This window comes from Streptomyces himalayensis subsp. himalayensis, from assembly GCF_013778455.1.
Classification (GTDB): domain Bacteria; phylum Actinomycetota; class Actinomycetes; order Streptomycetales; family Streptomycetaceae; genus Streptomyces; species Streptomyces himalayensis.
Window position 1 is genome coordinate 317,611 of the sequence record NZ_JACEHE010000002.1, and the last position, 24,770, is coordinate 342,380.

A 24,770-nucleotide genomic window follows, 5' to 3' on the forward strand; every position below is an offset into this window, starting at 1 on the left:
TGAGGTGGCGTCCGTGCCGAGCAACGGGGCCGGGCAGAAAAGGCCGGCACGACCGGGCGGCCGTACCGCCACCGTCACGGATGCAAGAGCGTGAGCGGACCAACGCCGACGGATGGGCCGAGGGGGGGAGCAGCTGCTGCCGCGCTGTGGCCGAGCCCGTCATGGGCGCTCCGCTAGGTGCATACCGTTGCACTACATCCCCACCCTGGCTCGGCTTGAACACGGCCAGTCGGTGCCGGGTCCTCGGCTAAAAACTGGATGCGCCTGACAATAAGACCTCATACTCGCGGGCATGAGCGCAAGGATGACCCGCATCAACCCGGACGAGCTGCATGAAACACCCGGCTACCACCACATCACCGTGGTCGAGGCTGGTCGAACGGCTTACTTGGCGGGTCAGTGCCCGCTTGATCGGAGCGGCTCACTCGTCGGCCCCGGGGCCCTCGACCTCCAGATAGACCAGGTCGCGGCGAACGCGCGGGTTGCTCTGACAGCGGTAGGTGCCCAGCCCGAGCACGTCGTGCGCTCGGTGATCTACGTGTGCAGCGATGACAGAGGCGTTCTGGGCGCTGCATGGCGTCGGCTCACCGACTCGGTCATTGGCCTGGCATTCACCACTGCCAGCACGCTCGTGGGCGTTACACAGCTCGGCTTCGCGGGCCAACTCGTCGAGGTGGACCTCACCGTGGCACTGCCCGACTAACTGATAGGCCACGATGTGAGAAAGGTCACCGAGGCTCTCCAGGCGCATAGAAGGCGACCCGTGCCCTTCGCGTGCCCGATCGAGTAGGACCCGGCGGGGAACAACGGGGAAAGTCGGAGACCCGCCCGAGAAGGCCCAGGTCACAGGCCTCCCAGGTCAGCGGGCGTCCGCATACGCGATCTTCCAAACTAGTGCCGCATCAAGCAACGTTCGCCCTGTCGCCGTACGGTCGGTGCTCAAGACGGTCTGCGGACCGTCTGACAGGCGCGAGGTGTGATGTTGGCGGCGCGGGCGAGGAGGTGGGCGGTCTGGCTTCCGGCCTGTACGGCGTGGTCGGCGTGGCTGGGTCGGCAGCGGCGGGACTCGGGATCGTACTCGGTCATGATCACACCGGCGTGGTCGGTGTCGGGCTCGTCGAGCGACGTCGGCCAGCCCCGGTGCTGAAGAGCCGCATGGAGTCGGCGTGACTGCTGGATATCCACGACCGGATCAGCAGTGCCGTGGATCAGCCAGATAGGGATAGCAGGCAGCGATTCTTCGGCCCCTGTCAGTTCATCGATCGGGGCGCGGCCCGTCAGCGGTTCCGGGCGGGTATATCCGCCGGCGATGCCGACGACGGCCCGAGGCCTCCAGCCGTCGAGTGCGCTGGGGTCCAGGGCGGCAGCCATCGCGGCCTTGCTCCCCAGGGACCAACCGGCGAGCGCGATCCGTCGAGTGTCCCCACCGAAGTCGGCCGCGTTCCGCTGGACGAACATGGCGGACTCGCGCAAGTGGGTTCGCCCGCCATCGTGGCCGTCCGGCCGCCAGTCCGGGACGAAGCACACGACGCCCAGTGAGGCCGCTGCCCGGGCGAGCGGCGCGAGAACGTCCCGCTCCTCGGGACCTCTCCCGTGCCAGAGCAGCACGACCGGCGAAGCCTCCGATGCCGTCGTAGGCCGGTACACGTCCAAACGCTGTCCACTGGCTCCATAGACGAGCCCGCTCACCACAGCGACATCCACGGTCAATCCCACCCGCCCCGTTCTGCACGACGTCCTGGCGCATCACACGCCCGGCCCGACCCTACCGATCAGACTGCTCGCTCAAACTCTCGCCGACAGGGCGAACGTTGTCTGATGCGGAACTAGGCCTGCTGGGCGGCTGTTGGACGCCCGACACCTGTGCAGGCGATGAGTGATTGACCATCCGCTGTCATCCACACCATGAACCTCCAAGAGCCGCTGTCGACGTGGCCAGCGAGAACCGGTTCATCGCAGCGCTCAAGGAGTTCAACCGCTTCTTCAAGACCGAGCGTGTGCTGGCCTGTCCTGCGTGTCAGCCGCAGGCGTCTCCGGAAGGTGTGGAAGAGAGGCGTAGGAGAGCCCGCTGTGTCGCCGACGAAGTAGGGGGCGCCTGCCTCAACTGCGAGCCGACAAGCCCGCACTGCCTCCGAGTCGCCAGTGAGGACCTGGGCGAGGTCGCTGCGCTCCATGGCCCCCTTGCCGACAGGCTGCGGTACAGCAGCGAAGTACAGCAACCCTATCGACTCACCTTGGACCGCCAGGGCTCCGAATGACCCTGGCGAGGCCGGTTCGGACGTCGCTGACCGTTCTGCATAGAGCTACGGATCAGAAGGTCGGCCACTCCCGCCTCGAGGCAGAGACTCAAGGTCGACGACGAGTGGCCGGCCGGGCTCATTGGGGCTCCCACCCTCGCTTCAGCGCCGTGCGAATCCCGAGGGCGACCACGGCAGGACGAACCCTGATGGCAGGAGCACCCATCCAGTTGCTCGGGTGAGGGTGTGCCAAGCTGAGAGCGCGAGTTCGATTCTCGTCACCCGCTCCATGACTGAGGCCCAGGTGAGAGACCTGGGCCTTGTTTGTTGTCCCGTCGATCGAGGGCGGCGGAAGTCGCTGGTGCCATGCATCTGCGGCAGGCGCGACAGGTGCGGGAACTTCCGATCCGTGCGCTACGCGGCGATAACGGCAACCCCTGTCCTGCCCCCGTCGACGTCCACCACGGTCCCGTGCACGAAGGCCGCTTCGTCGCTGGCCAGCCAGACCACGGCATGCGCGATGGCGTCCGGGGTACCGACCTCCCCGGCCGGGGTGCCCTTCATCATCACCTCGCCCGGATGGGGCTCGCCGCCCCCCGGGGCCGGAGGCAGGACGACGCCGGGGGAGACGGCGTTCACGCGGACGCCCATCGGGCCGAACTCCGCGGCCCATGCGCGGGTGAGTGTCTCTATGGCTCCCTTGGTGGAGCTGTAGAGCGCGCCGAGAGGGACGCCCAGGCGCGCGATCCACGAACCGAGGTTGATGATCACCCCGCCACCGGACTCCACCATGGCCGGCGCTACGGCAGCGGTGAGGAAGAACGGGGCCTTCACGTTCACTCCGTAGACCTCGTCGAACGTCTTCTCGTCCGTGGCGGTGGTGGCGGGGGCCGGGTAGATGCCGGCGTTGTTCACGAGGATGTCGATCCGCCCGCCCAAGGTCTCCCGTGCCCGATCGGCCAGGTCCTGGGAGTTCTCCGCGCTTCCGTCGAGGTCCGCCGCCAGGAAGTCGGCCCGGCCGCCGGATGCGCGGATCCCTTCGACGACCTGTGCTCCCCGTTCCCGATTGCGCCCGGAGACGATGACGTGAGCCCCTTCGGCGGCGAACGCTTCGGCGATCGCCTGCCCGATGTTGCTGGTGGACCCCGTGACCAACGCCGTCTTGTTCCGCAGTCGTTCGCTCATGACGTGTTCTCCCTTGTGCGGCCGCGTACGTCTTGCCGTGCGCAGACCACTGTGCGTCGTAGAAAATGGACCAGCAAGTCCAGAAATTCGCGATGAGGAGGCCGGATGTCGGACGCGCCGACCGAGAAGGGCCGTGCCACACGGGCCCGCATCGTCGAGGGTGCGGCCGAGGTGCTGCGCGAGCAGGGCGTCGCCTTCACCACGCTCGACGACATCCGTGGCCGCACCGGCACGAGCAAGAGCCAGCTCTTCCACTACTTCCCCGACGGCAAGGACCAACTGCTGCTGGCGGTGGCACAGTTCGAGGCGGATCGGGTGCTGGAGGACCAGCAGCCGCACCTGGGGCGGCTGGACTCGTGGGAGTCCTGGCGGCAGTGGCGGGACGCCGTGGTGGAACGCTACGAACTACAGGGCGACCACTGCCCGTTGGGGTCGCTGTTCCTCCAGGTGGGACGGTCCGGCCCCGGCGCCCGGGCGATCGTGACGGGGCTCATGCGGCAGTGGCAGGAGCAGCTCGCCCGCGGGATGCGCGCCCTTCAGGCAAACGGCCTGGTGCCGTCGGACCTCGATGTGGACCGGACGGCCGCCGCACTGTTGGCGGGCATCCAGGGAGGCGTGACCATCATGATGTCCACGGGCGACTCGTCCCACCTCAAGGCAGCGCTCGACACCGGGATCGAGCATCTGCGCACGACAGGACGAACGGGAGGGTCGGGAGGGGACCGGTGCGGGACTGACGGGGCACCGCGGTGGCCGTGACCGGCGCCGCGTGCGCGGTCAGCGGGTCACCGCGGGCGCGGTCTTCTTGCGGGCGCGATATGCGGCTGCCTTGATCTTGTTGCCGCAGGACTCCATCCCGCACCACTGTCGGCGCATGCCCCGCGAGCGGTCGATGTAGGTGCGGGTGCACTCCGGGTTGCCGCACTCCTTGAGCAGGGGCACGTCCGGTCCGCTCAGGAGCTCGACGGCGTGGCGCGCCACCACGGAGAGGGCTTCTTCCGGCGTCGCCTGAGTCCATCGCCCCGACGGAGTGAGCTGCGGCACCGCCGGCGGCTTACGGGCCGCGTTGTTGACCACGGTCAGCGCCGCACCGTCGTACTCCTCTCCCAGTCGACGGGCGGTGACCAGCTGGTAAATGGCTTCCCTGACGGTCGTCGCCTGCTCGACGTCGGCCTCCTGGCCGGGTGAGACCGCGTCGACGATGCCGGACTCCACGTACCATGCGTTCAGCCTGTCCGGCGTCACGAACATCTCGAAGCGCACCGTACGGCGCGCACGGAGCGTGGCGGCGAAGTCGAGTGCCGGGTTTCCGCAGACGAAGACATGCTCAAGGTCCATGTCACCATCCTGACAGGTGACTCGTACGCCGGGCAAGGTGCGCCACCTCGGCCGCTACCGCTCAGAGGCCCAGGTCGGCGGCGAGACAGGAGAAGGACGTCCACGATCTCTCGGGATCGTAGGCGTACCGCGCCGGGTCATTCGGTGCGACCGCCTTCTCCTCGACCATCTCGTCGTGACGGATGCGCTCGGGCAGCTTGCCGAACCGCGTTCGGCGTGCCGCCGCGGCACTGTCCGTGGCCTTCTTGCCCTCCATGGTCGAACTCCTTTCAAGTCTCCCGTTGAACTGGTCGGTCACCTGTCGAGAGGGTGACTGAGAGGGTCAGAGATGGTCCACGTCGATGACGGCCTGGGCGAAGGCGGTGGGTGCCTCCTGCGGCGCGTTATGGCCGACCCCCGCCAGGGTTCGGTGCTCGTATGCGCCAGTGAACCTGTCCCGGTACGAGGTGCCGCCGCCCGGCGCGGTGAAGGGGTCCTGGTCGGGGTCGAGGGTGATGGTGGGCACCTCGATGAACGGCCGTGTGGCGAGCCGCTTTTCGATCCCGTCGTAGCGGCGCTCCCCGTCGGCGAGGCTCAGGCGCCAGCGGTAGTTGTGGATGACGATGGCCGCGTAGTCGGGATTGTCGAAGGCTGCCGCCGTGCGCTCGAACGTGGCGTCGTCGAAGTCCCAGGTCGGGGAGACGGCCTCCCAGACGAGCCTGGTCAGGTCATGGCGCAGGCCCTTGTCCTCCATGGCGAGCCGGCCTCGCTCGGTGGCGAAGTAGTACTGGTACCACCAGGCGTACTCGGCCTTGGGTGCCAGCGGCTTCAGGTTGGCCTCGCGGTTGGTGACGAGGTATCCGCTCACCGACACAAGGGCCTTGCAGCGTTCGGGCCAGAGCGCGGCGATGATGTCGGCGGTGCGCGAGCCCCAGTCGAAGCCGGCCAGCACGGCCTTCTCGATCTTCAGGGCATCCATCAGCGCGACGATGTCGAGGGCGATGGCCGACTGCTGGGCATTGCGGAACGTCCTCCCGGAGAGGAAGCGCGTCGTGCCGTGGCCGCGCAGATGCGGGACGATCACCCGATAGCCCTGGTCGGCCAGCAGCGGGGCCACATCGACGTAGCTGTGGATGTCGTACGGCCAGCCGTGGAGACAGATGACCACCGGACCGCGCGCGGGGCCCAGTTCGGCGTACCCGACGCTCAACAGGCCGGCCCTGATCTGCTTCAGCTGCGGGAACACGGTGTGTGCACCCGGGGCGACCTCGGGAACAGGCGACGCCACGGATGCGCTCCGGGCGTCGGCGGACGCGGTCGGCAGGCCGGTCAGCGATACGGCGGCCGCACCCGCACCCAGACCCAGGGCCTTGCTGAAGACACGCCTGTTGATCATGTGAATCCCTCCGTACCTCTGCGTCTACCGGCTTGCGCAATGGCCTGACTGTGGCACGACCATCCGTCACCGGTCAAGACGGTGAGCACCCTCTCCACGGCAAGGCAGACTTGGGAATTGCCTCGAAAATGTCACCAGCTTGACTGGTGACATAGCTGTTGCAAGCATGCGGTCACCGCCTTAACGGGTGACGAAGCCGCAGGAGACCAGCCATGACAGTCAGCTACACCGCCGTCGTGAAGGTCGACGGAGAAGGCCGCAACGGTGGTCCGGGGGCCCGACTTCTTCAGAAGACTCCGGCCATCCCGAAGGAGTTCGGCGGCGCCGACAACGCCGCCAGCGCCGAGCAGCGGTTCGCGGCCGGCTGGGGCCGCCTGTTTCCTGGGAGCCGAGCGCCGCGCCGCCGCCGAGCGCAAGGTCAGAGATGTGGCCGCTGGACTCCCGCTCCCGCGACCACTACTTCCAGGGCACGGTCGCGCAGTGGCGGAACGAGAACGTGGCTGGGCTGCGCCCCGGAGACGCCGGCTACCGCGCCTTCTCGGTGCGCCCGACGCCCGCACGGGAGTCAGCTGGGCCTGTACCGGGCAGGACGACCATGATGCCGACCGAGTTCGAGGCGGCCCCAACGGCCGGCTGAGCCTCACGGAAGCACGAAAGAACTTCCACGTTATGGGTGCTTGCGACGAGCGATGTACCCAGTTCGTCCGCGCCCCCCTGCCGAACGAACACCCCCCACGGTCTGACATCACCAGCTGACATCAACGTCGCCACACGACAACGGATCCTGGCGGCTGGAGCTGGACTGCGGACCGCCCGGCGAACACGAGTCCGAAGCAGCCGCGCGGGGGAGGGATCGAAGCCATGCATCCGGACGCCTTCCTGGAGGCACAGATCGATCTGGCCCCGCCAGGTCGTATACGGCGCGGTGCAGAGAATGGCGGACAGCTGACGAAAGTGCCGCCAGGCACAGTGTGTGACGTGATCACCAGACTGGAGCGGCAGGGCCTGGTCGCCTCGGCGGCAGCCCTACGAACCCTTGCCTGCCGTCCCCTCGGCGGGGCCGTGGCGCTTTCCTGCACGGAGAGGGGACGGCAGGCAGGGACTTGCCATGTAAGACACATCGTCTTACATTGGCTGCATGGCTGACACCATCACGATCCGCAGCGACGCGGAGACCGAGCGCGCTCTGGATGTTCTCACCCATGACGGCAGCTCACGCTCGGCGGCCATCCGCCAAGCCGTGCTCGAAGCCGCCTTGCGCAAAGAGCGGGCTGCCGCGATGCGCCGCGCCGTCCTGCGTATGCCGCTCGGCGAACCGGACGGCATCGACATCGCCGCGGAGATCGCCCGCAGCCGCGAGGACGAGCGCTGATGATCTATCTCGACTCGGCCGCCGTCGTGAAACTCGTCCACGCCGAGTCCGAGTCGCAGGCATTGCGCGACTGGCTCGACGAACGGGCAGAGACCGGATGGACGAGTTCGGTCCTGGTGGAGATCGAGTCGTCGCGGGCCCTGGCGCGCTACGCCCCAGAAGCCGTTGCCCGGCTCCACCCGGTCCTTGACCTGATCGAGTTGGTGGAGCTGGACGCCGGTATTCGCATCTTGGCCCAGACCATGAAACCGGCGACCGTACGGAGTCTGGACGCCATCCACCTGGCAACGGCTCTCCGTATTCGCTCCCAGCTCACCTCCTTCGTCACGTACGACAAACGACTGGCCGATGCCGCCCAAGCAGCCGGACTGACCGTCGAAATGCCTGCCTGAGACGTCGCCCAAGCAAAGCGCCAAGTCACCGCTCAACTCGACTTCAGTGGGGCGCCAGTCGACGTCCCACTGAAGTCGCCCGCACTGACCTCGTTTCGACCGCGTGCCAGATTCGTGCCAGAAGGCTTGTCGGCCTTCTTCTTGGCGGCCTCGGCCTGAGCCTTCCGGACGGTGGCGTCGAGGCCGGCTGCGACCTCGTCCTGCCGCTCCCCGTCTGAGTGTGTGCTGATAGATCAGCGCGGCCTTCTCAGAGGACTGCCTCACTGCCCGGCCCACACCATCGTGTCCTTCAGGGTTGCGCCGGACTGCGTGGGCAGAGTGTGCCCGGTGTACCGGAGGTCGTAGAACCGGAAGCCCTCGGGCATGCCGACGATCTCCCGCGCCCTACGCCACTTCCGCGCGAAGGTGCTGCGCCGGAACATGTTCCGGCTCGGCGAGGCGAACACGGATCCGCAGGGTGTCGAGGTCGACGTCCCGGCGACGGAGGGCGGCCAACTCTGGGAATCGCGGTCACCACCCTCACCGACCAGTGCCGACTGTCCATGCCTCTCACGTCCGCCTGAGCAGCCCGGCAGACCTCTGCGACCTTCGTGCCCGTAGTTCGCATCGAGGGGCAGGGTGGTGTCTGACTGCGTGACGACGCAGACGAACAACGGCGGACAAGCACGCACACCTGCGGACCATCGCCGCAGGTGAGAGGCACACCGGCTCAAGGTCAAGAACTCCCCCACGTTGCTTCGGGACGAAGCGGTCGGTCCGGCATGACCGACGACTCCCAGGCCTGTCCCGAGTGCAGCCAGCCCATGAAGTCACGCTCCAAGTCGTAAGTCAGCACAACGGAAGGGGCGGCGCCGGAATCCTCCGATGCCGCCCCTTCCGGCTGTCTGTCTACGTGCTCAGGAGCCCGACATGGCGTCCCCGAACATGGGGTCGTCCCCCGAGTTCCCGATGCCCACGGACGACGCACCGAAGCTCACCGCGCCGGTGGCCGTGACGCCGCCGGTGGAGCCGCGCAGGACCCACACGGCGCCGTCGTCGCTGTTCTCGCCGCCCGCGCCCACCGACAGATCGGCGCGGCCGTCCTTGTTGTGGTCGGCGAGGTGGATGGCGTCGCCGAACAGGTCCGACGACTCATTGGCGCCCGGGACACCCGAGGTGCCCTGGTTGAAGGACTGGGCGCCGGTCCCCGTCAGGCCGGAGGCGCCGCCGCGCAGCACCCAGACGTTGCCTGGGTGGCTCGCGGAGCCGATGGTCTCGAAGGGCGCGCCGACGGCGAGGTCCGGGTAGCCGTCGCCGTTGGTGTCGCCCGCGGCGAGCGTGTTGCCGAACAGGTCCCACGACTCGTCCGCGCCCGGCACGCCCTCGGTGGCCTGGCTGAAGACGCCGGTGCGGGCGGTGTCGACGCCGGCCGCGGCGCCGTAGTACACGGTGGCGTAGCCGCCGAGCGCCGTCTGGTCCCCGATGGGGTCGTCGTCGGTGCCGATGACGAGGTCGTCGTGGCCGTCCTTGTCGAAGTCGGCCGCGGTGAGCGAGGCGGGGTTGTCGTCGCTCACCTGGGTCTGCAGGGTGAGCCCGGCCGAGGAGCCCCGGTAGACGAAGGCGCCGGCGAAGGAGCCCACCACCACGTCGTCCGCGCCGTCGTCGTCGAAGTCGCCGGCGGCCAGATCGACGGCGCCGTTCGGGTACGCGCCGGACTCGATCTGCGCGTCGAAGCGCAGCTTCCCGGCCGCGCCACCGGACTTGGTGAAGCCGCCCTTGAAGATCCACACGTCCTTGCCGGTGGAACCGACCGCCAGATCGGCCTTCCCGTCACCGGTGAAGTCACCGACCGCAAGGGACTGGCCGAACCGGTCGTGTCCCGACGCGTTCGGGTCGCTGATCGTCGTGCCACCTGACAGGCCGGACGAGCCGCCCCACAGGATCGTGACCGAACCGCCGTCGACATCGCCGCTGACGTCCTCCAGCGGTGTGCCCACGACGAGATCGCCGTAGCCGTCTCTGTTGAGGTCACCGTGCGCCAGTTCGGTGCCGAAGCGGTCGGAGGTCTCGGAGGCGCCCGGCACGCCGGAGGAACTCTGCGATGTGGTCTTGTGGCGCGCGGCGCTGATACCGCTCGACGAGCCGTAGTTGACGACCACGGCACCCGCCTTCGCTTTGCCGCCCGCTACAGCACCCGGCGCGCCGGTCGCCAGATCGCGGTAGCCGTCACCGTTGAAGTCGTCGGCGAGTCCCGACGGGGCGGCACTCGCGCCGCCAGGCAGGGTGATGAGCAGGCCACCGGCCAGGGCGGCCGCGACGGCGGTGGCGCCCAGAACTACGGGACGCCGGGAGCGCTTGTGATGGGGTCGGGACATGGGTTCCCCTCCAGGTCATACGTGTAGGGCTCACGTATGACCTCTGGTGAACCTGAAGGGTTGTACGGGAAAGGAGAGGCAAGGCAGCAGTACAGCAGCGAAGTGCAGCAACCGCGTCCCTGCCCCCGGTCGAGGACCCTCCTCCCGCCATCGTCGCCCCATAGGCCGACAGCGGCCCGTAGACCGACATCGGAACGGGCGCCCTCGCATCGAGGGCGCCCGTTCCGATGTGCGTGTGCGAGTCAGGCCGGCGCCTTGACCGCCGAGCCCGCCTGGGCCGGCTCCGGCACGACGCGGCGGCGCCGGGTCGGTATCCCCATCGTCGGGTTGGCGACGCCCCAGGCCGCGCCTTTGCAGACCAGTTCCTTGTAGACGGCGGCGAGCCGTCCTGTCAGGGCCGCCCGTACGGCGCGGTCGTCGGCGGTGACGTACTGGATCAGGCCATCCTTGCGGCCCAGCGAGATGCACTGGTTGAAGTAGCGGAGCGGCACGTTCGGGAACTTCCCGCCGGTCAGACGCGCCGCGACGGCGTCGACGGCCTGCCATGCGGTGGGGACGCCCGAGGCGCACGACATCCGCAGCGGCTTGTCGCCGGGGCCCATCACCATGGCCGCGTCGCCGACGGCGTACACGTCCGGGTGCGAGACCGACCGCATGGTCCCGTCGACCACGATCTGGCCCGTGTCGGTGACTTCCAGGGTGGTGGCCTTCGCGATCGGGTGGACGGCGAAGCCGGCGGTCCACACGGTGACCGCGGCCGGGATGGGCGTGCCGTCGGCGGTGGTGATGCGGTCCGCCTCGACGCCGGTGACGACGGTGTGCTCGTGCACGGTGATGCCGAGCCTCTCGAAGACCTTCCGCAGGTGCCCGCGGCCCTTGTCGGAGAGCCAGTCGCCGAGGCCGCCGCGGGCGGCGAGGGCGACGTCGAGGTCCGGGCGGGTCTCGGCGATCTCGGTCGCGGCCTCCAGGCCGGTGAGGCCTCCGCCGACCACGACCACACGCTGCCCGGCGTCCAGGCGGGCCAGGCGCGCGCGCAGCCGCAGCGCTCCGGGGCGGCCGGTGATCTCGTGGGCATGCTCGGCGGTGCCGGGGACGCCCTGGTCGTTCCAGCCGCTTCCGAGGGCGTACACGAGGGTGTCGTACTCCAGTTCTTCGGCTTCTTCGGCTTCTTCGGCGCCGTTCGCGTCGATGACGGCGACGGTCCTGCGATCGACGTCGACGCCGGTGACCTTCGCGAGCTTCAGTTCGACGCCGGTGCCCGCGAACATCTCGCTGAACGGCCGGGGCTTGAGGGACTGACCGACCGCGAGCTGGTGCATCCGGACGCGCTCTACGAAGTCGGGCTCGGCGTTGACGAGGGTGATGGCGACGTCTTCGCGGCGCAGCCGCTTGGCGAGGCGCCCGGCGGCGACGGCTCCTGTGTATCCGGCTCCGAGGACGACGATGCGGTGCTGCATTTCCGTACTCCTGTCTTGGGCGGGTTCGCCACTGTCTTGGGCGGGTTCGCCCCTGTCTTGGGCGGGTTCGCCACTTGAACCGGGCGGCCCGCCGTTTCCTGACAGGAATGTGGTGTGATGCAGCTCACATCTGGAACGTCTGGATCACCGGGTCAGAAGGCGGCGCGAATCAGGGGTTCGCCGTGGTCGGCGGCCGCCCACCGCTGGGTCGCGCGGTCGAGCTTGTCGGGGTTGACCTGGTTGCGGAACGCGGCGATGCCCTCGGCGGTGACCTCCAGGCACATGACCCCGATGACCCGGCCGTCGAAGACCGCCACGATGGCGGGGTCGCCGTTGGCGGTCGTGGCGTAGACCTCCGGTGAGCCGCCGACCAGGGCGCGCTTGGCCTTGCCGGGTTTGAACAGGCCCCGCATGAACTTCGCGACCGCGAGGGCGCCCTCGAACGCCTTGGCGCGGGCCGGGACCTTCCCGCCGCCGTCGCCGATCGAGATGGCGTCCTGAGTGAGCAGCCGTACGAGCGGCTCGGTCCGTCCGCTGGTGGCGGCCGCGAGGAACTCGTCGACGATCCGCCGGGCGGCGGCCTCGTCGATCTCGGTGCGGGCCTTGCCGTCCGCGATGTGCTTCTTGGCGCGGTGGAAGATCTGCTGGCTGGCGGCCTCGGTGATGTCGAGGATCCCGGCGATCTCCCGGTGCGGGTAGTCGAAGGCCTCCCGCAGCACGTACACCGCCCGCTCGTTCGGGGAGAGGCGCTCCAGTAGGGCGAGCACCGCGTACGAGACCGATTCGCGCTGTTCGGCGGTGTCGGCCGGGCCGAGCATCGGGTCCCCGGCGAGCAGCGGCTCGGGGAGCCACTGGCCCACATAGGTCTCGCGCCGCGCGCGGGCCGAGGTGAGCTGGTTGAGGCACAGGTTGGTGAGAACCTTCGTCAGCCAGGCCTCGGGGACCTCGATGTGGTCGACGTCGGCGGCCTGCCAGCGCAGGAACGTCTCCTGCGCGGCGTCCTCGGCCTCGCTCGCGGAGCCGAGGAGGCGGTAGGCGATGGCCTCCAGGCGGGGCCTTGACGCCTCGAACCGGTCCACGTCGCTCATGGTCATGGCCATGCCCGGATCCTAGCTCTCCCGGCGCGCTCTCGTCGGCCGGGTCGGCGACGGCGACGGCGCCGGCGAAGTCGACCACCTGAGTTGCCACGTCCCGCAGGCCTGATCACTCGTCGGCTGCGCCGCAGGAGGCACGGTGCCGCGCCTCAGTCGTGCGGCGGTCGGCCCCGGCGTCCCCTCGGGAGGACGCCGGGGCCGACCGCCGGCGGTTACAGGGCGCCGGCGGTTACAGGGCTGCGGCCTCCTCGGTGGTGAGGAAGCGGAGGTTCTGTACGTGCTCGTTGACGAACATGGGCACCCCGTCGGAGGCCAGGTACCAGCGCGGCTTGCCCGTGCTGTCGGCGATCACCCTGCCGTTGACGCGGAGGTTCTCGAAGGTGACGTCCTTGACGACGTGCTCGGCGTCGAGGCCGACGATCATCGAGAGGTCGGCGTTCTTGCCGTTGTAGCTGAGGTCCTTGACGTAGACGTTCTCGATGCCGCGGCCTGCCGAGGTGTTGTACTTCGGGTTGTACTCGACCCGCATGTGGATGAGCTGGCCCCAGCGGAAGTCCTCCACGCGGATGTTGTCGAACCTGACGTCCCGGACGAGGTTGCTGTCGCCGACCATGAAGGCGATGGCGCCCTGGTAGGTCACCTGCGGCTCGCGGTGGTCGAGGATGTCGATGTTCTCGTAGCGCAGGTTCTCCAGCATCTCGGGGGTGTCGGAGTTGCCGTGCACGCCGATGTTGATCGGGTGGGCGACGTCGGCCCAGAGGGTGCAGTTCTTGACGGTGATGTTGCGGGTGTCGCCGTAGAAGTCCCAGCGGTGGGTGTAGAGGGCGATGGAGTCGTCGGACGTGCGCAGGAAGCAGCCGTCGATCGTGACGTTCTCGGAGCAGTAGAGCTGGATGCCGTCGCCCCACCCCTGGTGGCTGAAGGCGCGCAGGTTCTTGATGTCGATGTTCTGGGACTCGGCGACCCTGATGTTCTCGTAGCGGGGGTTGAGGATCGTGACGCCGTCGATGGTGACGTTCTCGCACTTGCGGATGAGCATCGCGCCCCACTTGGAGTTGTAGAGCACGCCACGGCCGATCACCCGGGAGTTCTCCACCCCCTGGATGTCCACGAAGGCCTGGACGACCGCACCCGGAGCCAGGTAGACGGTGGTGTTGCTCGGCACCTTCAGCTCCCCGTTGGGGGGAGTGTGGAAGCCGGGCCCGAAGTACATGACGTTCTTGTCGCCCTCGGCGGGCACGTCCTGCTCGATCGGGTTCGCGAGCAGGTGCAGGCAGTCGAAGATCTTGTCGTCGACCTGGACGACGACGTTGCGGGGCCGGTCCAGGGTGAAGCGCACGGTGCTGCCGAGCACCTCGGGCTTGATGCCGTACGAGTCCGGGCGGATGCGGACCTTCTCGAAGGCGCCCGGGTTGTAGGTGACCTCGACCTCGACGGTGCCGGAGAAGTCGAACATGGCCACGGAGGAGTTCTGAGCCCTGTTGCTGCCGGTGGTGGCGTCTATCAGCGCGAGCTTGGCCAGGTACACGCCGACTCGCTCCCAGGCGCCGCCGAGCGGACGGACCTTGACGGTGAAGGCGTTGTTGACCGGCACCGACGGGAGGGTCGGGTGGATGACGACTCTGTCGCCGGCGCTATCGGTCTCCTCCGCCGCAGCGGCCTGCGTGGTGCCCGCGATGCCGCTGGCCAAACCGGCCATGGCGAGGGCTCCGGCGGCCTGGAGGGTGGACCGGCGGGACAGGGACGAGCTCATGGGGACTCCTTGAGAAACACGCGTGGGTGGCCGCCTGCGTCCGGAGGTGGAGCGTCCTGCGCTGCGGCCGCCCTGCGCGGCCGGCCGCCGGAGCGTGCAGGCGAAGCCCCACCTTTCGTACAGATATGGCGTTGGGGTCGGCTGAGCTTGCGGTCACACGGAAATGTGTGTCAAGAGTGTTGACTCACTTTCGAAACAATTGGGTAGCCTCGGACTCCATGAGCCAAAAGCCCGGAGGATCCCTGCGCAGTCTGCGCCGTACCAACGAGGAGCAGTTGCTGGCCCTCCTCCTGGCCTGCGGCCCCCTGCACCGTGCCGCTCTCGCGCGCCGGGCGCGCATCTCCCGGACCACGGTCTCGACGATCGTCAACGACCTGATGGCCCGTGGGCTGGTCGTCCAGTCCGACGAGGAGCCAGACGAAGGCCACGACGGACGGGCCCGGGACCTCCTCTCGGTCCATCCGCGCGCGGCCGCCGTGGCCGGCGTGAACCACACCTTCGACGGCGTCTGGGTCCATCTCCGCGATCTCTCCTCACATGAGATCGCGAGCCGGGGCGCCGCCCTGGACCCCGCGTGCGGTCCCGCCGAACGCATCACCGCCGGCGTCGGCATCCTGCACGAACTCCTGGACGATCACGGGTTGCTGCCCGGCCAGATCATCGGGGCGGGCATCGGAGTGCCCGGTCCGATCGACCACACCACCGGGGTGGTCGGCGTCTCCCTGCCGGGCCAGCCCTGGTCGCACATCCACGTGGTCCAGGAGTTCGAGCGAGCGCTCGGCCTGCCCGTCGCCGTGGAGAACAACACTCGCCTGGAGGCCGTCGCCGAGGCGCGCTGGGGGGCGGGGCGCGGCGTGCGGAACCTGCTGTACGTCGGGCTGTCCAACGGCATCGCCGCCGGTCTGATCCTCGACGGACGGCTCCACCGCGGCGCGATCGGGGCGGCGGGGGAACTGGGACACGTGTCGGTGAGCCTCGACGGGCCGACGTGCCGGTGTGGCAACCGCGGCTGCCTGGTCCTGCACGCCGGCATACCGGCCGTGCTCGCCGCGCTGCGACCGGCCTTCGGAGAAGGTATCGGACTGGACGAGATATTGGTCCGGACGGCGGCCGGCGACCGGGCGGGGGAGGCCGTCTTCTCCGACGTAGGTGCCGTGGTCGGCCAGGTGCTTGCCAACCTGTGCAACCTGCTCAACCCCGAACGCATCGTGGTGGGCGGCGAGTTGTCCCTGGCCGGAGGTGTGCTGCTCGAACCCATGAGGGCGGCGATCCGCCGGTACGCGCTGTCGCTGGTCCGCGACGTGGACGTGGTCCCGGCCGAACTGGGGATCGGGGCGCGGGTCGGCGCGCTCGGCGGTGCCGCGCTCGTGCTCGGCGAAGCCCCGGACCTGGCGGCGGCACTCAACCGTATGACCGTGGGGACGACCACGCGGTCCGGCGTGGCGGGCCTGGGCGCCGAGGAGGTGGACAGCGGGGGAGCATCGTGACGCGACACGCTTTGCAGGTGACAGCGCCGCTCCACCGCGCTGGCGTACCCGCGCCTTGCCCGCCGTTCTTCGAAGCCGTGCCCACAGCGTGCCCGTAAGAGCGGACAACTGCGGTCAACAGCAGTGCGATCAGGTCCGCGCAACGGCGCCAGCACAACGAATTGTTTGTTGCCACGCACTTCCGCGTCCGCGTCGAGTGCGGCTCAGCTGCTCTTCCGCGGCTCCGGCGAGGTGACGCCTGCCGGGCTGGCGCGGAGCATGGCCTTGTATAGGCTGTCGTGCTCGGGCGAGGCGGGCAGGGGGCCGCGGGCAGGGGCCTCCAAGGACTGGATCATCAGGGCGACGACGCGTCGCCAGGCATCGGGAGCAGCATCGCCGCAGGCGTTGACGACGCCGGCGTTGGCCATGTGGATCAGCACCAGGTCCGAGGGGTCGAAGTCCTCGCGCAGACGGCCCGTCGCCTTGGCACGGTTGATGAGCTCCACCATGGCCTCGTACGCCTCGTTGCGGCGCTTCTCCAGAGCCTTGGCGGTGGGGAAGGTCATGGTCAGGACGTCGGCGAAGCCGTAGTCGGCGGCCTGCATCGCACAGGCGGCCTCGATGTAGCCGGTGAATCCGTTCCAGGGGTCGGGGTCGTCGAGGGCGACGGCGACCGCGTCGGCGTAGGCCTCCATGCGGTCGAGGAAGACGGCGGCGACCAGGTCCTCCTTCGCGGGGAAGTGGCGGAGGATGGTGGCGATCCCCACTCCTGCCTCACGGGCCACGGAGGCCATGGAGGCGTTCAGGCCGTCGCGCCCGAACACCGTGCGCCCGGCAGCGATGATCCTGCCCCTGTTGCGCTCGGCGTCGCTGCGCAGGGGCTGGGTGGCGGGGTTGTCGGGGGGCTGGGCGCCAGGGTTCATGCCGGCGAGTCTAACAATCGGATTGCCCTATCCGTTTTTGGTGGTACGGTGGTCACGGCGAACCAGATAGGGCTATCCGGTTCGAAATCGGATAGCCCTATCCGAATCGAGGGCGCCTCGTGGCGCCTGGTGTGTGCCTGCACCGGCGGCAAGGAGCTCTCGCCCTCGCCCGACACACCGATATCCCCGACAAGGTCTTACGAAAGGAATGCTGTGACCAGCATCGCCATCATCGGAGCCGGCCCCCAGCTGGGCCTGGCCATCGCCCGCACCTTCGGCTCCCAGGGCTTCGACGTCGCCCTGATCTCCCGTAATCGCGAGAAGCTCGACGGTCTCGTGGGCCGACTCACCGCCGAGGGCATCACCGCCACCGCGTTCCCCGCGGACGTACTCGACCGCGACGCGCTCACCCAGGCGCTCAAGGACGCCGCCGCGCAGTTCGGCGGGATCGACGTCCTGGAGTACTCCCCGGTGGGGACTTTCGGCTCCACCGCTCTGACGACTCCGTCCGAGACCGACCCGTCTCACGTGCAGCACGAGATGGAGTTCCAGCTCTACGGGGCCATCGCCGCCACGAAGGCGGTGCTGCCGGCGATGCGCGAGGCCGGCGCGGGCACCCTGCTCTACACCACCGGCGCCGGCTCGATCGACCCCGTCCCGCAGGTCGGCAACGTCAACGCCGCCGCCGCGGCCCTGCGCAACTGGGCGATCAACCTGCACAAGGAGCTGGCCGGCACCGGCATCCAGGCCGCCCACGTCGGCATCGACGTGTCGATCGGCATGTCGGTCGTCCCCGGCTTCCCGACGGCCCAGCCCGAGGAGATCTCCCCCGTCTACTGGGAGTTGCACACCACTCACCGTGACGAGGCCGAGCGCGTCTTCAGCCTCTGACAGCGCACCGGCTGTCCTGACCGGACCCCCTCGTCGAACCCACACCAAGTCCCGCGAGCAGCTCCGTCCGGCATCGCGTCCGCAATGCCGGACGAAGCCCCGGAGCGCAGCACCAGCGGAAGTCGCGGAGACCAGGATCGCGCCGGCCTGACCCCACGGCCCGCGCACGGGAGAGGGCCTGATCCCGGTGCGTGTCCCGGCGCACACGTCGGGGCAGGCGCTCCCTTCCGTGAGCACCGGTGCCACACTCCGCGAGACCGGAGGCCGGCCATGGAACTTCGGAGGGCTGGGAGGAGTTGGCAGGAGGAAACGCGGAACGCACGCGGACGACCGGAACGACATGGGCTGAAGCCGAGGTGGCACGGATGGCGATGTGGGATCGGATCAAGGACCAGGCCAAGGGTCTGCAGCAGCAGGCGCAGGGGGCGAGGGGCGCCGGCGGACACGGGCGACCCGGCGCAGGGTCCGCCGGGGGATCACGGGCGCAGCTGGTGAACACGCTCAAGTCCCAGCTCACTTCCCTCAAGACGGAGCTGAAAAGCGGCGCCTACCGGGACGCCAGCATGGCCATGTGCGCCCTGGTCGCCGCCGCCGACGGGCATGTCGACCCGGCCGAGCGGCAGCATGTGGAGTCTCTGATCCTCCACAACGACGTTCTGCAGAACTTCCCGCCCGACCAGTTGCGGCAGCGCTTCAACAAGCACGTCGACCAGCTGGCGCTCAACTTCCAGCAGGGCAAGGCCGAGGCCCTGCAGGAGATCGCCAAGGCTGCGAAGAAGCCGACGGAGGCGAGGGCGGTCGTGCAGACCGGCTTCGTCGTCGCGGGTGCGGACGGATACGTCGCGCCGACCGAGGAGCAGATCCTGCGCGAGGCGTGCTCGGTACTCGGCCTGTCCACGCAGGAGTTCGGCATCTGACGACACGCACCGCCGTAGGTGCCGGACCACTCGGCGGACGCGAGCGGACGGCTGCTGCCCCGCTCAGGACTCCCGCTTTCGAGCGCGGAGCCGAGTACCGACCAGCGGCGTGGCGTTCGTACTGGCCGCGACCCGCGACGTCGTGAGCGCGGTATCGGCCCCCGCCGCACGTCCACCTTGGCAGAAACGCTGCGGTCCGGGCGGGCCAATATCTATGGCCATGAAATGAGAAATCGACGCGATGCCCGATGAGGATTCCCGTGATGCGCGATGAGGATTCCTCCGTCCACGGGCGGAGCGGAATTATTGACCGTGCATGACCGATCGCGCCGTGCTACTGTCGATCTCAGTTGCAGTTGTGGTTACCAAAAGCTTTAGGCCTCCGCACCGGTTTATGGACCGGTGGAGCATTTTCGTGTGCCCGGTTATTTTTCCGGCGGGGTGATCATCACGGCGACACGGAGTCCGCACAGGGCGAACTCCGAGCACCGCCCCGAAGGAGATTCAACATGGCCTCTGGCACCGTGAAGTGGTTCAACGCGGAAAAGGGATTCGGCTTCATCGAGCAGGACGGCGGCGGCGCCGACGTCTTCGCCCACTACTCGAACATCGCCACCCAGGGCTTCCGCGAGCTGTCGGAAGGCCAGAAGGTGACGTTCGACATCGCGCAGGGCCAGAAGGGCCCGACGGCCGAGAACATCGTTCCCGCCTGACGCGACGCCTACTCCGCAGCTGGGGCCCGCACCTTGGGGTGCGGGCCCCAGCTCGCTGCATTTCAGGGTGCCTTACGGGAATGCTCCACCCCTTACGGGAACGCTCCACCCCTTACGCGAATGCTCCACCCTATACCCAGCGCGCTCGGCATGAATTTCATCTCGGCATAAATTCACCAGAGCCGACCGGGTGGAATATCCGATCCGGCCCCATCATCTTTGGCTCGTTCTTGCGATTTCTGGGCTGCTCATTCGCTGCGGGAATTCCTTGATACGTGCCACATCAAGGAAGGTTCCGTATGAACCGCGCACGCACAAACGATCGATTCTCCCGCACTCGCACGGGGAGTTCGGGCTCCGGAAGGAGCGGCAGCCGCATAGGAGCCACTGCTGCCAACGGCTCCGGTGCGCAGCGCCGCCCCAAGGGCTACGGACACCGACAGGCCGCAGCACCAGGCGAGTTCGCGTTGCCTGCGACGATCACGCCCGCCCTGCCCGCCGTCGAGTCGTTCGCCGATCTCGCCATGCCGACGAGGTTGCTGGCAGCACTTGGCCACGAAGGCGTGACCGTACCGTTCCCGATCCAGGCGGCGACCCTGCCGAACTCATTGGCCGGCCGTGACGTACTCGGCCGCGGCCGCACCGGTTCAGGCAAGACTCTCGCCTTCGGCCTCGCGCTGCTGGCCCGTACAGAGGGCCGGCGCGCCGAGCCGCGGCAGCCGCTGGCCCTCGTCCTCGTACCCACCCGCGAGCTCGCCCAGCAGGTCACCGACGCCCTCACTCCGTACGCCCGCTCTGTGGGGCTGCGACTGGCCACCGTCGTCGGCGGGATGTCGATCGGCAAACAGGCCGGTGCGCTGCGTGCCGGGGTGGAGGTCGTCGTCGCGACGCCGGGGCGGCTCAAGGACCTCATCGACCGTGGCGACTGCCGGCTGAACGACGTCGGCATCACCGTCCTCGACGAGGCCGACCAGATGACCGACATGGGCTTCATGCCCCACGTCACCGCCCTGCTCGACCAAGTGCGTCCCGAGGGGCAGCGGTTGCTCTTCTCGGCCACCCTTGACCGCAACGTCGACCTGCTGGTCCGCCGCTATCTGACCGACCCGGTGGTCCACTCCGTCGACCCGTCGGCGGGTGCGGTCACCACGATGGAGCACCACGTACTCCATGTGCACGACGCGGACAAGCATCGGACGACCACCGAGATCGCGGCCCGAGACAGCCGGGTGATCATGTTCCTGGACACCAAGCACGCAGTGGACCGGCTGACCAAGCACCTGCTGAGCAGCGGCGTCCGGGCCGCGGCCCTGCACGGTGGCAAGTCCCAGCCGCAACGCACGAGGACCCTCGCGCAGTTCAAGAGCGGGCATGTGACGGTACTGGTGGCGACCAATGTCGCGGCGCGCGGCATCCACGTCGACAACCTCGACCTGGTCGTCAACGTGGATCCGCCAAGCGACCCCAAGGACTACCTGCACCGCGGCGGCCGGACGGCCCGCGCCGGCGAGTCCGGCAGCGTCGTCACCCTGGTGACCCCCGACCAGCGCCGCGGCATGAGCCGGCTGATGGCTTCGGCCGGCATCACCCCGCAGATCACCCGAGTACGTTCCGGTGAGGCGGAGCTGAGCCGCATCACAGGGGCCCAGGCCCCTTCCGGTGTCCCGGTCGTCATCACCGTGCCGGCCGCGGAACGTCCCCGCCGCACCGCGTCTTCTTCGTCCCGGGGCGGCCGTGGCCGCACCGGCCAGGCCCGGCCCACCGGTGAAGCGGCGCGCCGTAGGGCGCAGCGGCAGTCCGCCTTCGACCCGGCGGCCTAGGGCGTGTGTCGAAAGTCCCGCCTGCCCCGCGCTCGACCCGCCGCCGTCGGGCAGCATGGCCGGGCCCTGGGCATTCGCACCCTCACCCGCTGATCCACCTCGCCCCGGCCGGCCCTTTCTCCTTCTGTCTGTGAGGCATCATGCGCTGTGTCATCGCCCGGTACCCGTTCGACCTCTCCAAGAGCGGAGTGCTGGCCTCGATGAAGGGCGTCAAGCCCGAGCTCATCACGGGTGAGTCCGTGACCATCGGCCGCCGCCGCTACCCCGTCAAGCAAGTAGGCGAAGTCATCACCCGACAGGACCGCCGCGACTTCACCAGCGGGGAGGTCATCCGGGCCATGGCCCGCCTGGGCTTCACGTGCCACGACCACCCCGAGGCCGCGCCCGTGCGTGTCCTCACCCCGCTCCAGACCGCGTCGGCGCTGCTCGGCAGCCCCGTCCCCCTGGAAGTGTGAGGACGGGCGGAGACCGCCATCAGGTCAGCGGTGAGGGCCCTGCCGACACCTGTCGGCAGGGCCCTCACCGCTTCTCGTCGTCCTCCTCCCGGAAACTCCCGGCCAGTAGAGGGCGCCAACCGAGCGGCGGTGACAGCTGGAGGGCGTCAACAGCGTCCTACTTGTCGGAGTAGCTGAAATCGCCCACGGTCCAGGCGCTGACGCCCTTGATCGCGACGCGGTACATTCCGCCCGTCTCGGGAATACCGAGGGTGCCCTGCAGGATCCTGGCGAGATGGAAGTGCAGATGCGTGGGCGCCTCGCCCCGGTCGGGCCGGTCCTCTCGCCGGTCGAAGGTGAAGACGTCGGCGAACGGGCCGAGACGGTCGGAGTCCCTCAGGACCTCCGACACACGCTCCCTCCACACGGCTTCGGGAGCCAGTCGGCCTGTGATGACGGCACCGCCGACGACCACGGTCAGTGACATCTGATTGCTCTGCTCGGACTCCACCATGGCGCAGATGGCGACCAGCAGCTCGTCAGCGTTCGGCATGAGAGCCCATTCTATTCAGCGGCCGGTCCGGGCGGACCCCTGGGCGTGAGGCGGCTTCGGGGGCGTTGAGAGACAGCTGCCTCATACCTACGGCCCACGAGAGCTGAAATCTACTTTTGCTGGAGTAGACATTGACCCTTGGGCTGGTTAAGGTTTCTCTCGAAGACACGGTCAGAAGAGACCCGGCAGACACGAACTGGCGGGTGGTAGTACCGCAGTACCAGTTCTGCAAGTGGTTGATTCAGAGGAAGGACGGAGGAGCAGACGCCATCAGGATCGCCCGGCCCGAGAAGCATTCGGTCCGGGTACCGCAAGACCCCGGAATGGAAGGTGGTCCCCGGTCACGCAGCCGCGATCCCCGCACACCCCGCCCGTCTGCCGGGCCGGGTAGCGGAAACAGAAGGTCGGCACAGCAGTAGGGCCGACAGATGGTGTTGAATTTCCTTCGGGGCCCTGGTGCCGTACGGCGCCAGGGCCCCTCGACGCGTTGCACTACGAGGTGACATGACAGCAGATACTCCGCTCAGCGGTCGTCTGGACGACGACGACTACCCCGCGTACACGATGGGCCGAGCCGCGGAGATGCTCGGCACCACCCCGGGCTTCCTCCGAGCCATCGGTGAGGCCCGACTGATCACTCCCCTCCGCTCGGAGGGCGGGCACCGCCGGTACTCCCGCTACCAACTGCGGATCGCCGCTCGCGCCCGCGAGCTCGTCGACAAGGGCACTCCCATCGAGGCTGCTTGCCGCATCATCATCCTTGAGGACCAGCTCGAGGAAGCTCAGCGCATCAACGCCGAGTACCGCCGTGCCGCGAACGAAGCGGCCGACAGCGCGCCCGGTTCCAGCTGATCACGTGGGCGCCGGGCCGGTCGGCTCGAACAGCGTCCCGCGAGAGCCTGGCGGCACCTGTGCCGTCCACCCGAACACCGTGCGCCGCGCCCACACGGGGCGGTCGATGACACGGCCAGGTCAGGTCGAGGTTTCCAGCCCGGTTGCCGTGTCGATCAGGATCTGTTCCGCCTGGGTGACATTGTCGGCCCGGACAGCCTGGGCCATCGCGGCGTGCGCCGCATCCGGTGTCGCGTGCGGGGGGACCACCAGCAGCGAGAAGTGGTCCTGGTCGCCTCTGGTGATCAAAACGGTGTCGTCACCGATCGGGGAGGAGTCGATGTGCACCACGCGGTCATCGACGACCAGACGTGTCGGAAGCGCTTCCCAGGCCGCAGCGTCGAGGCCCACGCGGGTGACCGGGCCCAGGTGCTCGGTGAGGGCTCGCACCAGAGCGGGCAGCTCGCCCACGATGTCGCGTGACCGCGGCCACCACGCTCCGTCGAGGATGCCCTCGCGTGACGGCGTCGTCTCCAGGCGGAGGAGCGCGCTCCCCGGCTTCAGGGCCTCTCGGACGCTGCTCGGCAGATGCCCGAGGGCGGAGGGTGTGTCGGAGCCGGCCATGAGGAGGACCGCCCGTCTTCGAGATCGGTGCGTCTGCGAACAGGGATTCGCCGCTACCACGCTACTCCGCGTGCCGACGAGCGTCGGCCCTCCGGGAACCTCCGTGACCGTGACCGCCGGTGCCCGTTCGGCGGGCAGGCACCACGGGACCGGGCATACGCTGCAGAAGGGGCCTACGTGGGAGTGCGGCGCTTTGTGCCCCGACCCGGACATGTGCAGCGGCGACCTCATCCACCCTCAGCGCCGCCGCCCTGCAGGAGGTAGGCCATGGATCACGAACCACTGCCTTCCGCGGGCCACGCCGAGGTCCGTATCGTCGCGGCGACGCCCGAGGTCGCTCGTCGCGTCGCCGAAGTGCTCCGCCGCTGCTTCTCCTCGACCGAACAGCGCAGCTACCCCGCCGGCGACGAAGGGGCGACCCGCCTTCATCTCACCATCGACACCACGAACGCCGCGGAGCCCGCACGGACCTGGCTGGCCACGAGCCAGTCGTCCTTCGAGGATCACCAACAGGCGGACGAAGTGTGACCGGAGGGCCGCAAAAAGCCCGGCCTCACACCCGCGCGCCCGCACCGCCGGCCACGATCGGGAGAGCGACAGCCATGGCGACACTGCGTGAACGCAAGAACTACCGGCAGGCGGTCATGAATTCTCTGTACGCGGCCGTCGCAGCCAACCGTCCCGAGGTCAGCGGATCCGCACTCCGCGACGAGCTCGGTATGCCCGACGAGGACCTGTTCGCAGCCTGCGCCTACCTGGTCGGCGAAGGCCTGATCACCGTCGACTGGACATCGCACAAGACACCCGCAACCGTCTCGCTGACCCACGAGGGCATCCGGTTCATGGAGGCGGAGGAAGAACGCGGCTGAAGCACCGGGCAGCATCCCGCCGTCACGGCCGCCCGGCGCAATGCCGCGGCGGCTGGGCGGGCGTCGTGCGTCAGGGGCCGGGGCATCGATCCCCCGGCCCGTGACCGGCAGGGCCCTGGCCGGCGCGGGCCGACGCGGGCCGGCGCGCGAGAAGACGGGAACGGCAAGAAGG

At 68.8% G+C, this 24,770-nt stretch carries 28 protein-coding genes and 1 pseudogene; 16 read left to right on the forward strand and 13 right to left on the reverse strand.

The window, feature by feature from the left end; genetic code table 11:
* The first annotated feature begins 292 nt into the window (after positions 1–292).
* Positions 293–703 carry a RidA family protein gene (locus H1D24_RS05190; protein WP_181656165.1) on the forward strand — a complete coding sequence of 137 codons (411 nt, stop codon included), beginning with the start codon at positions 293–295 and terminating at the stop codon, positions 701–703.
* Between the two features lie 236 nt (positions 704–939).
* Here H1D24_RS05190 and H1D24_RS05195 read toward each other — a convergent pair whose 3' ends face one another.
* Positions 940–1,647: an alpha/beta hydrolase gene (locus H1D24_RS05195; RefSeq protein WP_309484208.1), complete on the reverse strand. Its 708-nt coding sequence runs from the start codon at positions 1,645–1,647 to the stop codon at positions 940–942.
* Between the two features lie 1,004 nt (positions 1,648–2,651).
* Positions 2,652–3,422 carry an SDR family NAD(P)-dependent oxidoreductase gene (locus tag H1D24_RS05200; RefSeq protein ID WP_181656166.1) on the reverse strand — a complete coding sequence of 257 codons (771 nt, stop codon included), beginning with the start codon at positions 3,420–3,422 and terminating at the stop codon, positions 2,652–2,654.
* Positions 3,423–3,527: 105 nt separating this feature from the next.
* On the opposite strand from H1D24_RS05200, the gene H1D24_RS05205 reads away from it, so the two are divergent.
* On the forward strand, positions 3,528–4,181 hold the full coding sequence (locus H1D24_RS05205) for a TetR/AcrR family transcriptional regulator (RefSeq protein WP_181656167.1): 654 nt from the start codon (positions 3,528–3,530) through the stop codon (positions 4,179–4,181).
* 18 nt (positions 4,182–4,199) lie between these two features.
* Here the strand turns inward: H1D24_RS05205 and H1D24_RS05210 are convergent, their stop codons facing one another.
* The 3 genes from H1D24_RS05210 to H1D24_RS05220 form a co-directional block, all read right to left on the reverse strand.
* Positions 4,200–4,760: a CGNR zinc finger domain-containing protein gene (locus H1D24_RS05210; RefSeq protein WP_181656168.1), complete on the reverse strand. Its 561-nt coding sequence runs from the start codon at positions 4,758–4,760 to the stop codon at positions 4,200–4,202.
* A gap of 61 nt (positions 4,761–4,821) precedes the next feature.
* Positions 4,822–5,016, reverse strand: coding sequence for a hypothetical protein (locus H1D24_RS05215; protein ID WP_181656169.1), 195 nt, complete (start codon positions 5,014–5,016; stop codon positions 4,822–4,824).
* Between the two features lie 66 nt (positions 5,017–5,082).
* Positions 5,083–6,135, reverse strand: a complete 1,053-nt coding sequence (locus H1D24_RS05220; protein WP_181656170.1) for an alpha/beta fold hydrolase — start codon at positions 6,133–6,135, stop codon at positions 5,083–5,085.
* A 424-nt stretch (positions 6,136–6,559) separates the two neighbouring features.
* On the opposite strand from H1D24_RS05220, the gene H1D24_RS05225 reads away from it, so the two are divergent.
* The 5 genes from H1D24_RS05225 (at position 6,560) to H1D24_RS05240 (ending at position 7,899) form a co-directional block, all read left to right on the forward strand.
* Positions 6,560–6,772, forward strand: coding sequence for a hypothetical protein (locus H1D24_RS05225; protein WP_181656428.1), 213 nt, complete (start codon positions 6,560–6,562; stop codon positions 6,770–6,772).
* Positions 6,769–6,891, forward strand: coding sequence for a CPCC family cysteine-rich protein (locus H1D24_RS43950; RefSeq protein ID WP_374064166.1), 123 nt, complete (start codon positions 6,769–6,771; stop codon positions 6,889–6,891). Before H1D24_RS05225 ends, H1D24_RS43950 begins: the two co-directional genes overlap by 4 nt.
* 105 nt (positions 6,892–6,996) lie before the next feature.
* A complete protein-coding gene (locus H1D24_RS44470; protein ID WP_508476899.1) occupies positions 6,997–7,281 on the forward strand; it encodes a VapC50 family PIN domain-containing toxin in 285 nt (94 codons plus the stop codon).
* Positions 7,274–7,507 (forward strand): hypothetical protein, encoded by a 234-nt coding sequence (locus tag H1D24_RS05235; RefSeq protein ID WP_181656171.1) that lies wholly within the window; start codon positions 7,274–7,276, stop codon positions 7,505–7,507. The genes H1D24_RS44470 and H1D24_RS05235 overlap by 8 nt, the downstream gene beginning before the upstream one ends.
* Positions 7,507–7,899 (forward strand): type II toxin-antitoxin system VapC family toxin, encoded by a 393-nt coding sequence (locus tag H1D24_RS05240; protein WP_181656172.1) that lies wholly within the window; start codon positions 7,507–7,509, stop codon positions 7,897–7,899. The genes H1D24_RS05235 and H1D24_RS05240 overlap by 1 nt, the downstream gene beginning before the upstream one ends.
* Positions 7,900–8,000: 101 nt before the next feature.
* Here the strand turns inward: H1D24_RS05240 and H1D24_RS44475 are convergent.
* The 5 genes and pseudogenes from H1D24_RS44475 to H1D24_RS05265 form a co-directional block, all read right to left on the reverse strand.
* Positions 8,001–8,357 (reverse strand): annotated as a pseudogene (locus tag H1D24_RS44475) (tyrosine-type recombinase/integrase); the annotation flags it as partial.
* 438 nt (positions 8,358–8,795) lie between these two features.
* Positions 8,796–10,253, reverse strand: coding sequence for an FG-GAP-like repeat-containing protein (locus H1D24_RS05250; RefSeq protein WP_181656173.1), 1,458 nt, complete (start codon positions 10,251–10,253; stop codon positions 8,796–8,798).
* 242 nt (positions 10,254–10,495) lie between these two features.
* Positions 10,496–11,710: an NAD(P)/FAD-dependent oxidoreductase gene (locus tag H1D24_RS05255; RefSeq protein WP_181656174.1), complete on the reverse strand. Its 1,215-nt coding sequence runs from the start codon at positions 11,708–11,710 to the stop codon at positions 10,496–10,498.
* 152 nt (positions 11,711–11,862) lie between these two features.
* Entirely contained in the window at positions 11,863–12,810 is a 948-nt protein-coding gene (gene sigJ, locus H1D24_RS05260; protein ID WP_181656175.1) for an RNA polymerase sigma factor SigJ, read from the reverse strand.
* Between the two features lie 223 nt (positions 12,811–13,033).
* A complete protein-coding gene (locus tag H1D24_RS05265) occupies positions 13,034–14,557 on the reverse strand; it encodes a glycosyl hydrolase family 28 protein (protein ID WP_181656176.1) in 1,524 nt (507 codons plus the stop codon).
* A 218-nt stretch (positions 14,558–14,775) separates the two neighbouring features.
* Here H1D24_RS05265 and H1D24_RS05270 point away from each other — a divergent pair, with 218 nt between their 5' ends.
* Positions 14,776–16,044 carry an ROK family protein gene (locus tag H1D24_RS05270; protein ID WP_181656177.1) on the forward strand — a complete coding sequence of 423 codons (1,269 nt, stop codon included), beginning with the start codon at positions 14,776–14,778 and terminating at the stop codon, positions 16,042–16,044.
* Between the two features lie 203 nt (positions 16,045–16,247).
* Here the strand turns inward: H1D24_RS05270 and H1D24_RS05275 are convergent, their stop codons facing one another.
* Positions 16,248–16,946 (reverse strand): TetR/AcrR family transcriptional regulator, encoded by a 699-nt coding sequence (locus H1D24_RS05275; RefSeq protein WP_181656178.1) that lies wholly within the window; start codon positions 16,944–16,946, stop codon positions 16,248–16,250.
* Between the two features lie 213 nt (positions 16,947–17,159).
* On the opposite strand from H1D24_RS05275, the gene H1D24_RS05280 reads away from it, so the two are divergent.
* The 5 genes from H1D24_RS05280 to H1D24_RS05300 all read left to right on the forward strand — a co-directional run bounded on the left by H1D24_RS05280 (position 17,160) and on the right by H1D24_RS05300 (position 21,742).
* Entirely contained in the window at positions 17,160–17,837 is a 678-nt protein-coding gene (locus H1D24_RS05280; RefSeq protein ID WP_181656179.1) for an SDR family NAD(P)-dependent oxidoreductase, read from the forward strand.
* Positions 17,838–18,202: 365 nt separating this feature from the next.
* Positions 18,203–18,754, forward strand: a complete 552-nt coding sequence (locus tag H1D24_RS05285; protein ID WP_181656180.1) for a tellurite resistance TerB family protein — start codon at positions 18,203–18,205, stop codon at positions 18,752–18,754.
* Between the two features lie 509 nt (positions 18,755–19,263).
* Positions 19,264–19,467: a cold-shock protein gene (locus H1D24_RS05290; protein ID WP_037734387.1), complete on the forward strand. Its 204-nt coding sequence runs from the start codon at positions 19,264–19,266 to the stop codon at positions 19,465–19,467.
* Positions 19,468–19,766: 299 nt separating this feature from the next.
* The gene (locus H1D24_RS05295) at positions 19,767–21,287 is read left to right on the forward strand and encodes a DEAD/DEAH box helicase (protein ID WP_181656181.1); all 1,521 of its coding nucleotides are present in this window, start codon (positions 19,767–19,769) and stop codon (positions 21,285–21,287) included.
* Between the two features lie 140 nt (positions 21,288–21,427).
* Positions 21,428–21,742: an SCO5918 family protein gene (locus H1D24_RS05300; protein ID WP_181656182.1), complete on the forward strand. Its 315-nt coding sequence runs from the start codon at positions 21,428–21,430 to the stop codon at positions 21,740–21,742.
* Positions 21,743–21,899: 157 nt separating this feature from the next.
* On the opposite strand, the gene H1D24_RS05305 is transcribed toward H1D24_RS05300, so the two are convergent.
* A complete protein-coding gene (locus tag H1D24_RS05305; protein WP_181656183.1) occupies positions 21,900–22,274 on the reverse strand; it encodes a GvpU-like protein in 375 nt (124 codons plus the stop codon).
* A 504-nt stretch (positions 22,275–22,778) separates the two neighbouring features.
* Between H1D24_RS05305 and H1D24_RS05310 the strand changes: the two genes are divergently transcribed.
* Entirely contained in the window at positions 22,779–23,126 is a 348-nt protein-coding gene (locus tag H1D24_RS05310; protein WP_181656184.1) for a helix-turn-helix domain-containing protein, read from the forward strand.
* 120 nt (positions 23,127–23,246) lie between these two features.
* Here the strand turns inward: H1D24_RS05310 and H1D24_RS05315 are convergent, their stop codons facing one another.
* Positions 23,247–23,729, reverse strand: a complete 483-nt coding sequence (locus tag H1D24_RS05315; RefSeq protein ID WP_181656185.1) for a DUF5994 family protein — start codon at positions 23,727–23,729, stop codon at positions 23,247–23,249.
* Between the two features lie 267 nt (positions 23,730–23,996).
* Here H1D24_RS05315 and H1D24_RS05320 point away from each other — a divergent pair, with 267 nt between their 5' ends.
* Both H1D24_RS05320 and H1D24_RS05325 read left to right on the forward strand, forming a co-directional pair.
* A complete protein-coding gene (locus H1D24_RS05320; RefSeq protein ID WP_181656186.1) occupies positions 23,997–24,257 on the forward strand; it encodes a hypothetical protein in 261 nt (86 codons plus the stop codon).
* Between the two features lie 74 nt (positions 24,258–24,331).
* Positions 24,332–24,598, forward strand: a complete 267-nt coding sequence (locus H1D24_RS05325) for a hypothetical protein (RefSeq protein ID WP_181656187.1) — start codon at positions 24,332–24,334, stop codon at positions 24,596–24,598.
* The last annotated feature ends 172 nt before the right edge of the window (positions 24,599–24,770 follow it).

Bases quoted from the DNA above. Each gene is read 5' to 3' on its own strand.
- H1D24_RS05205 (WP_181656167.1), top strand. From the start codon at position 3,528: ATGTCGGACGCGCCGACCGAGAAGGGCCGTGCCACACGGGCCCGCATC.
- H1D24_RS05210 (WP_181656168.1), bottom strand. From the start codon at position 4,760: ATGGACCTTGAGCATGTCTTCGTCTGCGGAAACCCGGCACTCGACTTC.
- H1D24_RS05215 (WP_181656169.1), bottom strand. From the start codon at position 5,016: ATGGAGGGCAAGAAGGCCACGGACAGTGCCGCGGCGGCACGCCGAACG.
- H1D24_RS05225 (WP_181656428.1), top strand. From the start codon at position 6,560: ATGTGGCCGCTGGACTCCCGCTCCCGCGACCACTACTTCCAGGGCACG.
- H1D24_RS05250 (WP_181656173.1), bottom strand. From the start codon at position 10,253: ATGTCCCGACCCCATCACAAGCGCTCCCGGCGTCCCGTAGTTCTGGGC.
- H1D24_RS05255 (WP_181656174.1), bottom strand. From the start codon at position 11,710: ATGCAGCACCGCATCGTCGTCCTCGGAGCCGGATACACAGGAGCCGTC.
- H1D24_RS05240 (WP_181656172.1), top strand. From the start codon at position 7,507: ATGATCTATCTCGACTCGGCCGCCGTCGTGAAACTCGTCCACGCCGAG.
- H1D24_RS05270 (WP_181656177.1), top strand. From the start codon at position 14,776: ATGAGCCAAAAGCCCGGAGGATCCCTGCGCAGTCTGCGCCGTACCAAC.
- H1D24_RS44470 (WP_508476899.1), top strand. From the start codon at position 6,997: ATGCATCCGGACGCCTTCCTGGAGGCACAGATCGATCTGGCCCCGCCA.
- H1D24_RS05200 (WP_181656166.1), bottom strand. From the start codon at position 3,422: ATGAGCGAACGACTGCGGAACAAGACGGCGTTGGTCACGGGGTCCACC.
- H1D24_RS05220 (WP_181656170.1), bottom strand. From the start codon at position 6,135: ATGATCAACAGGCGTGTCTTCAGCAAGGCCCTGGGTCTGGGTGCGGGT.
- H1D24_RS05275 (WP_181656178.1), bottom strand. From the start codon at position 16,946: ATGAACCCTGGCGCCCAGCCCCCCGACAACCCCGCCACCCAGCCCCTG.
- H1D24_RS05285 (WP_181656180.1), top strand. From the start codon at position 18,203: ATGGCGATGTGGGATCGGATCAAGGACCAGGCCAAGGGTCTGCAGCAG.
- H1D24_RS05295 (WP_181656181.1), top strand. From the start codon at position 19,767: ATGAACCGCGCACGCACAAACGATCGATTCTCCCGCACTCGCACGGGG.
- H1D24_RS05190 (WP_181656165.1), top strand. From the start codon at position 293: ATGAGCGCAAGGATGACCCGCATCAACCCGGACGAGCTGCATGAAACA.
- H1D24_RS05320 (WP_181656186.1), top strand. From the start codon at position 23,997: ATGGATCACGAACCACTGCCTTCCGCGGGCCACGCCGAGGTCCGTATC.
- H1D24_RS05265 (WP_181656176.1), bottom strand. From the start codon at position 14,557: ATGAGCTCGTCCCTGTCCCGCCGGTCCACCCTCCAGGCCGCCGGAGCC.
- H1D24_RS05305 (WP_181656183.1), bottom strand. From the start codon at position 22,274: ATGCCGAACGCTGACGAGCTGCTGGTCGCCATCTGCGCCATGGTGGAG.
- H1D24_RS05310 (WP_181656184.1), top strand. From the start codon at position 22,779: ATGACAGCAGATACTCCGCTCAGCGGTCGTCTGGACGACGACGACTAC.
- sigJ (WP_181656175.1), bottom strand. From the start codon at position 12,810: ATGGCCATGACCATGAGCGACGTGGACCGGTTCGAGGCGTCAAGGCCC.
- H1D24_RS05300 (WP_181656182.1), top strand. From the start codon at position 21,428: ATGCGCTGTGTCATCGCCCGGTACCCGTTCGACCTCTCCAAGAGCGGA.
- H1D24_RS05290 (WP_037734387.1), top strand. From the start codon at position 19,264: ATGGCCTCTGGCACCGTGAAGTGGTTCAACGCGGAAAAGGGATTCGGC.
- H1D24_RS05315 (WP_181656185.1), bottom strand. From the start codon at position 23,729: ATGGCCGGCTCCGACACACCCTCCGCCCTCGGGCATCTGCCGAGCAGC.
- H1D24_RS05325 (WP_181656187.1), top strand. From the start codon at position 24,332: ATGGCGACACTGCGTGAACGCAAGAACTACCGGCAGGCGGTCATGAAT.
- H1D24_RS05235 (WP_181656171.1), top strand. From the start codon at position 7,274: ATGGCTGACACCATCACGATCCGCAGCGACGCGGAGACCGAGCGCGCT.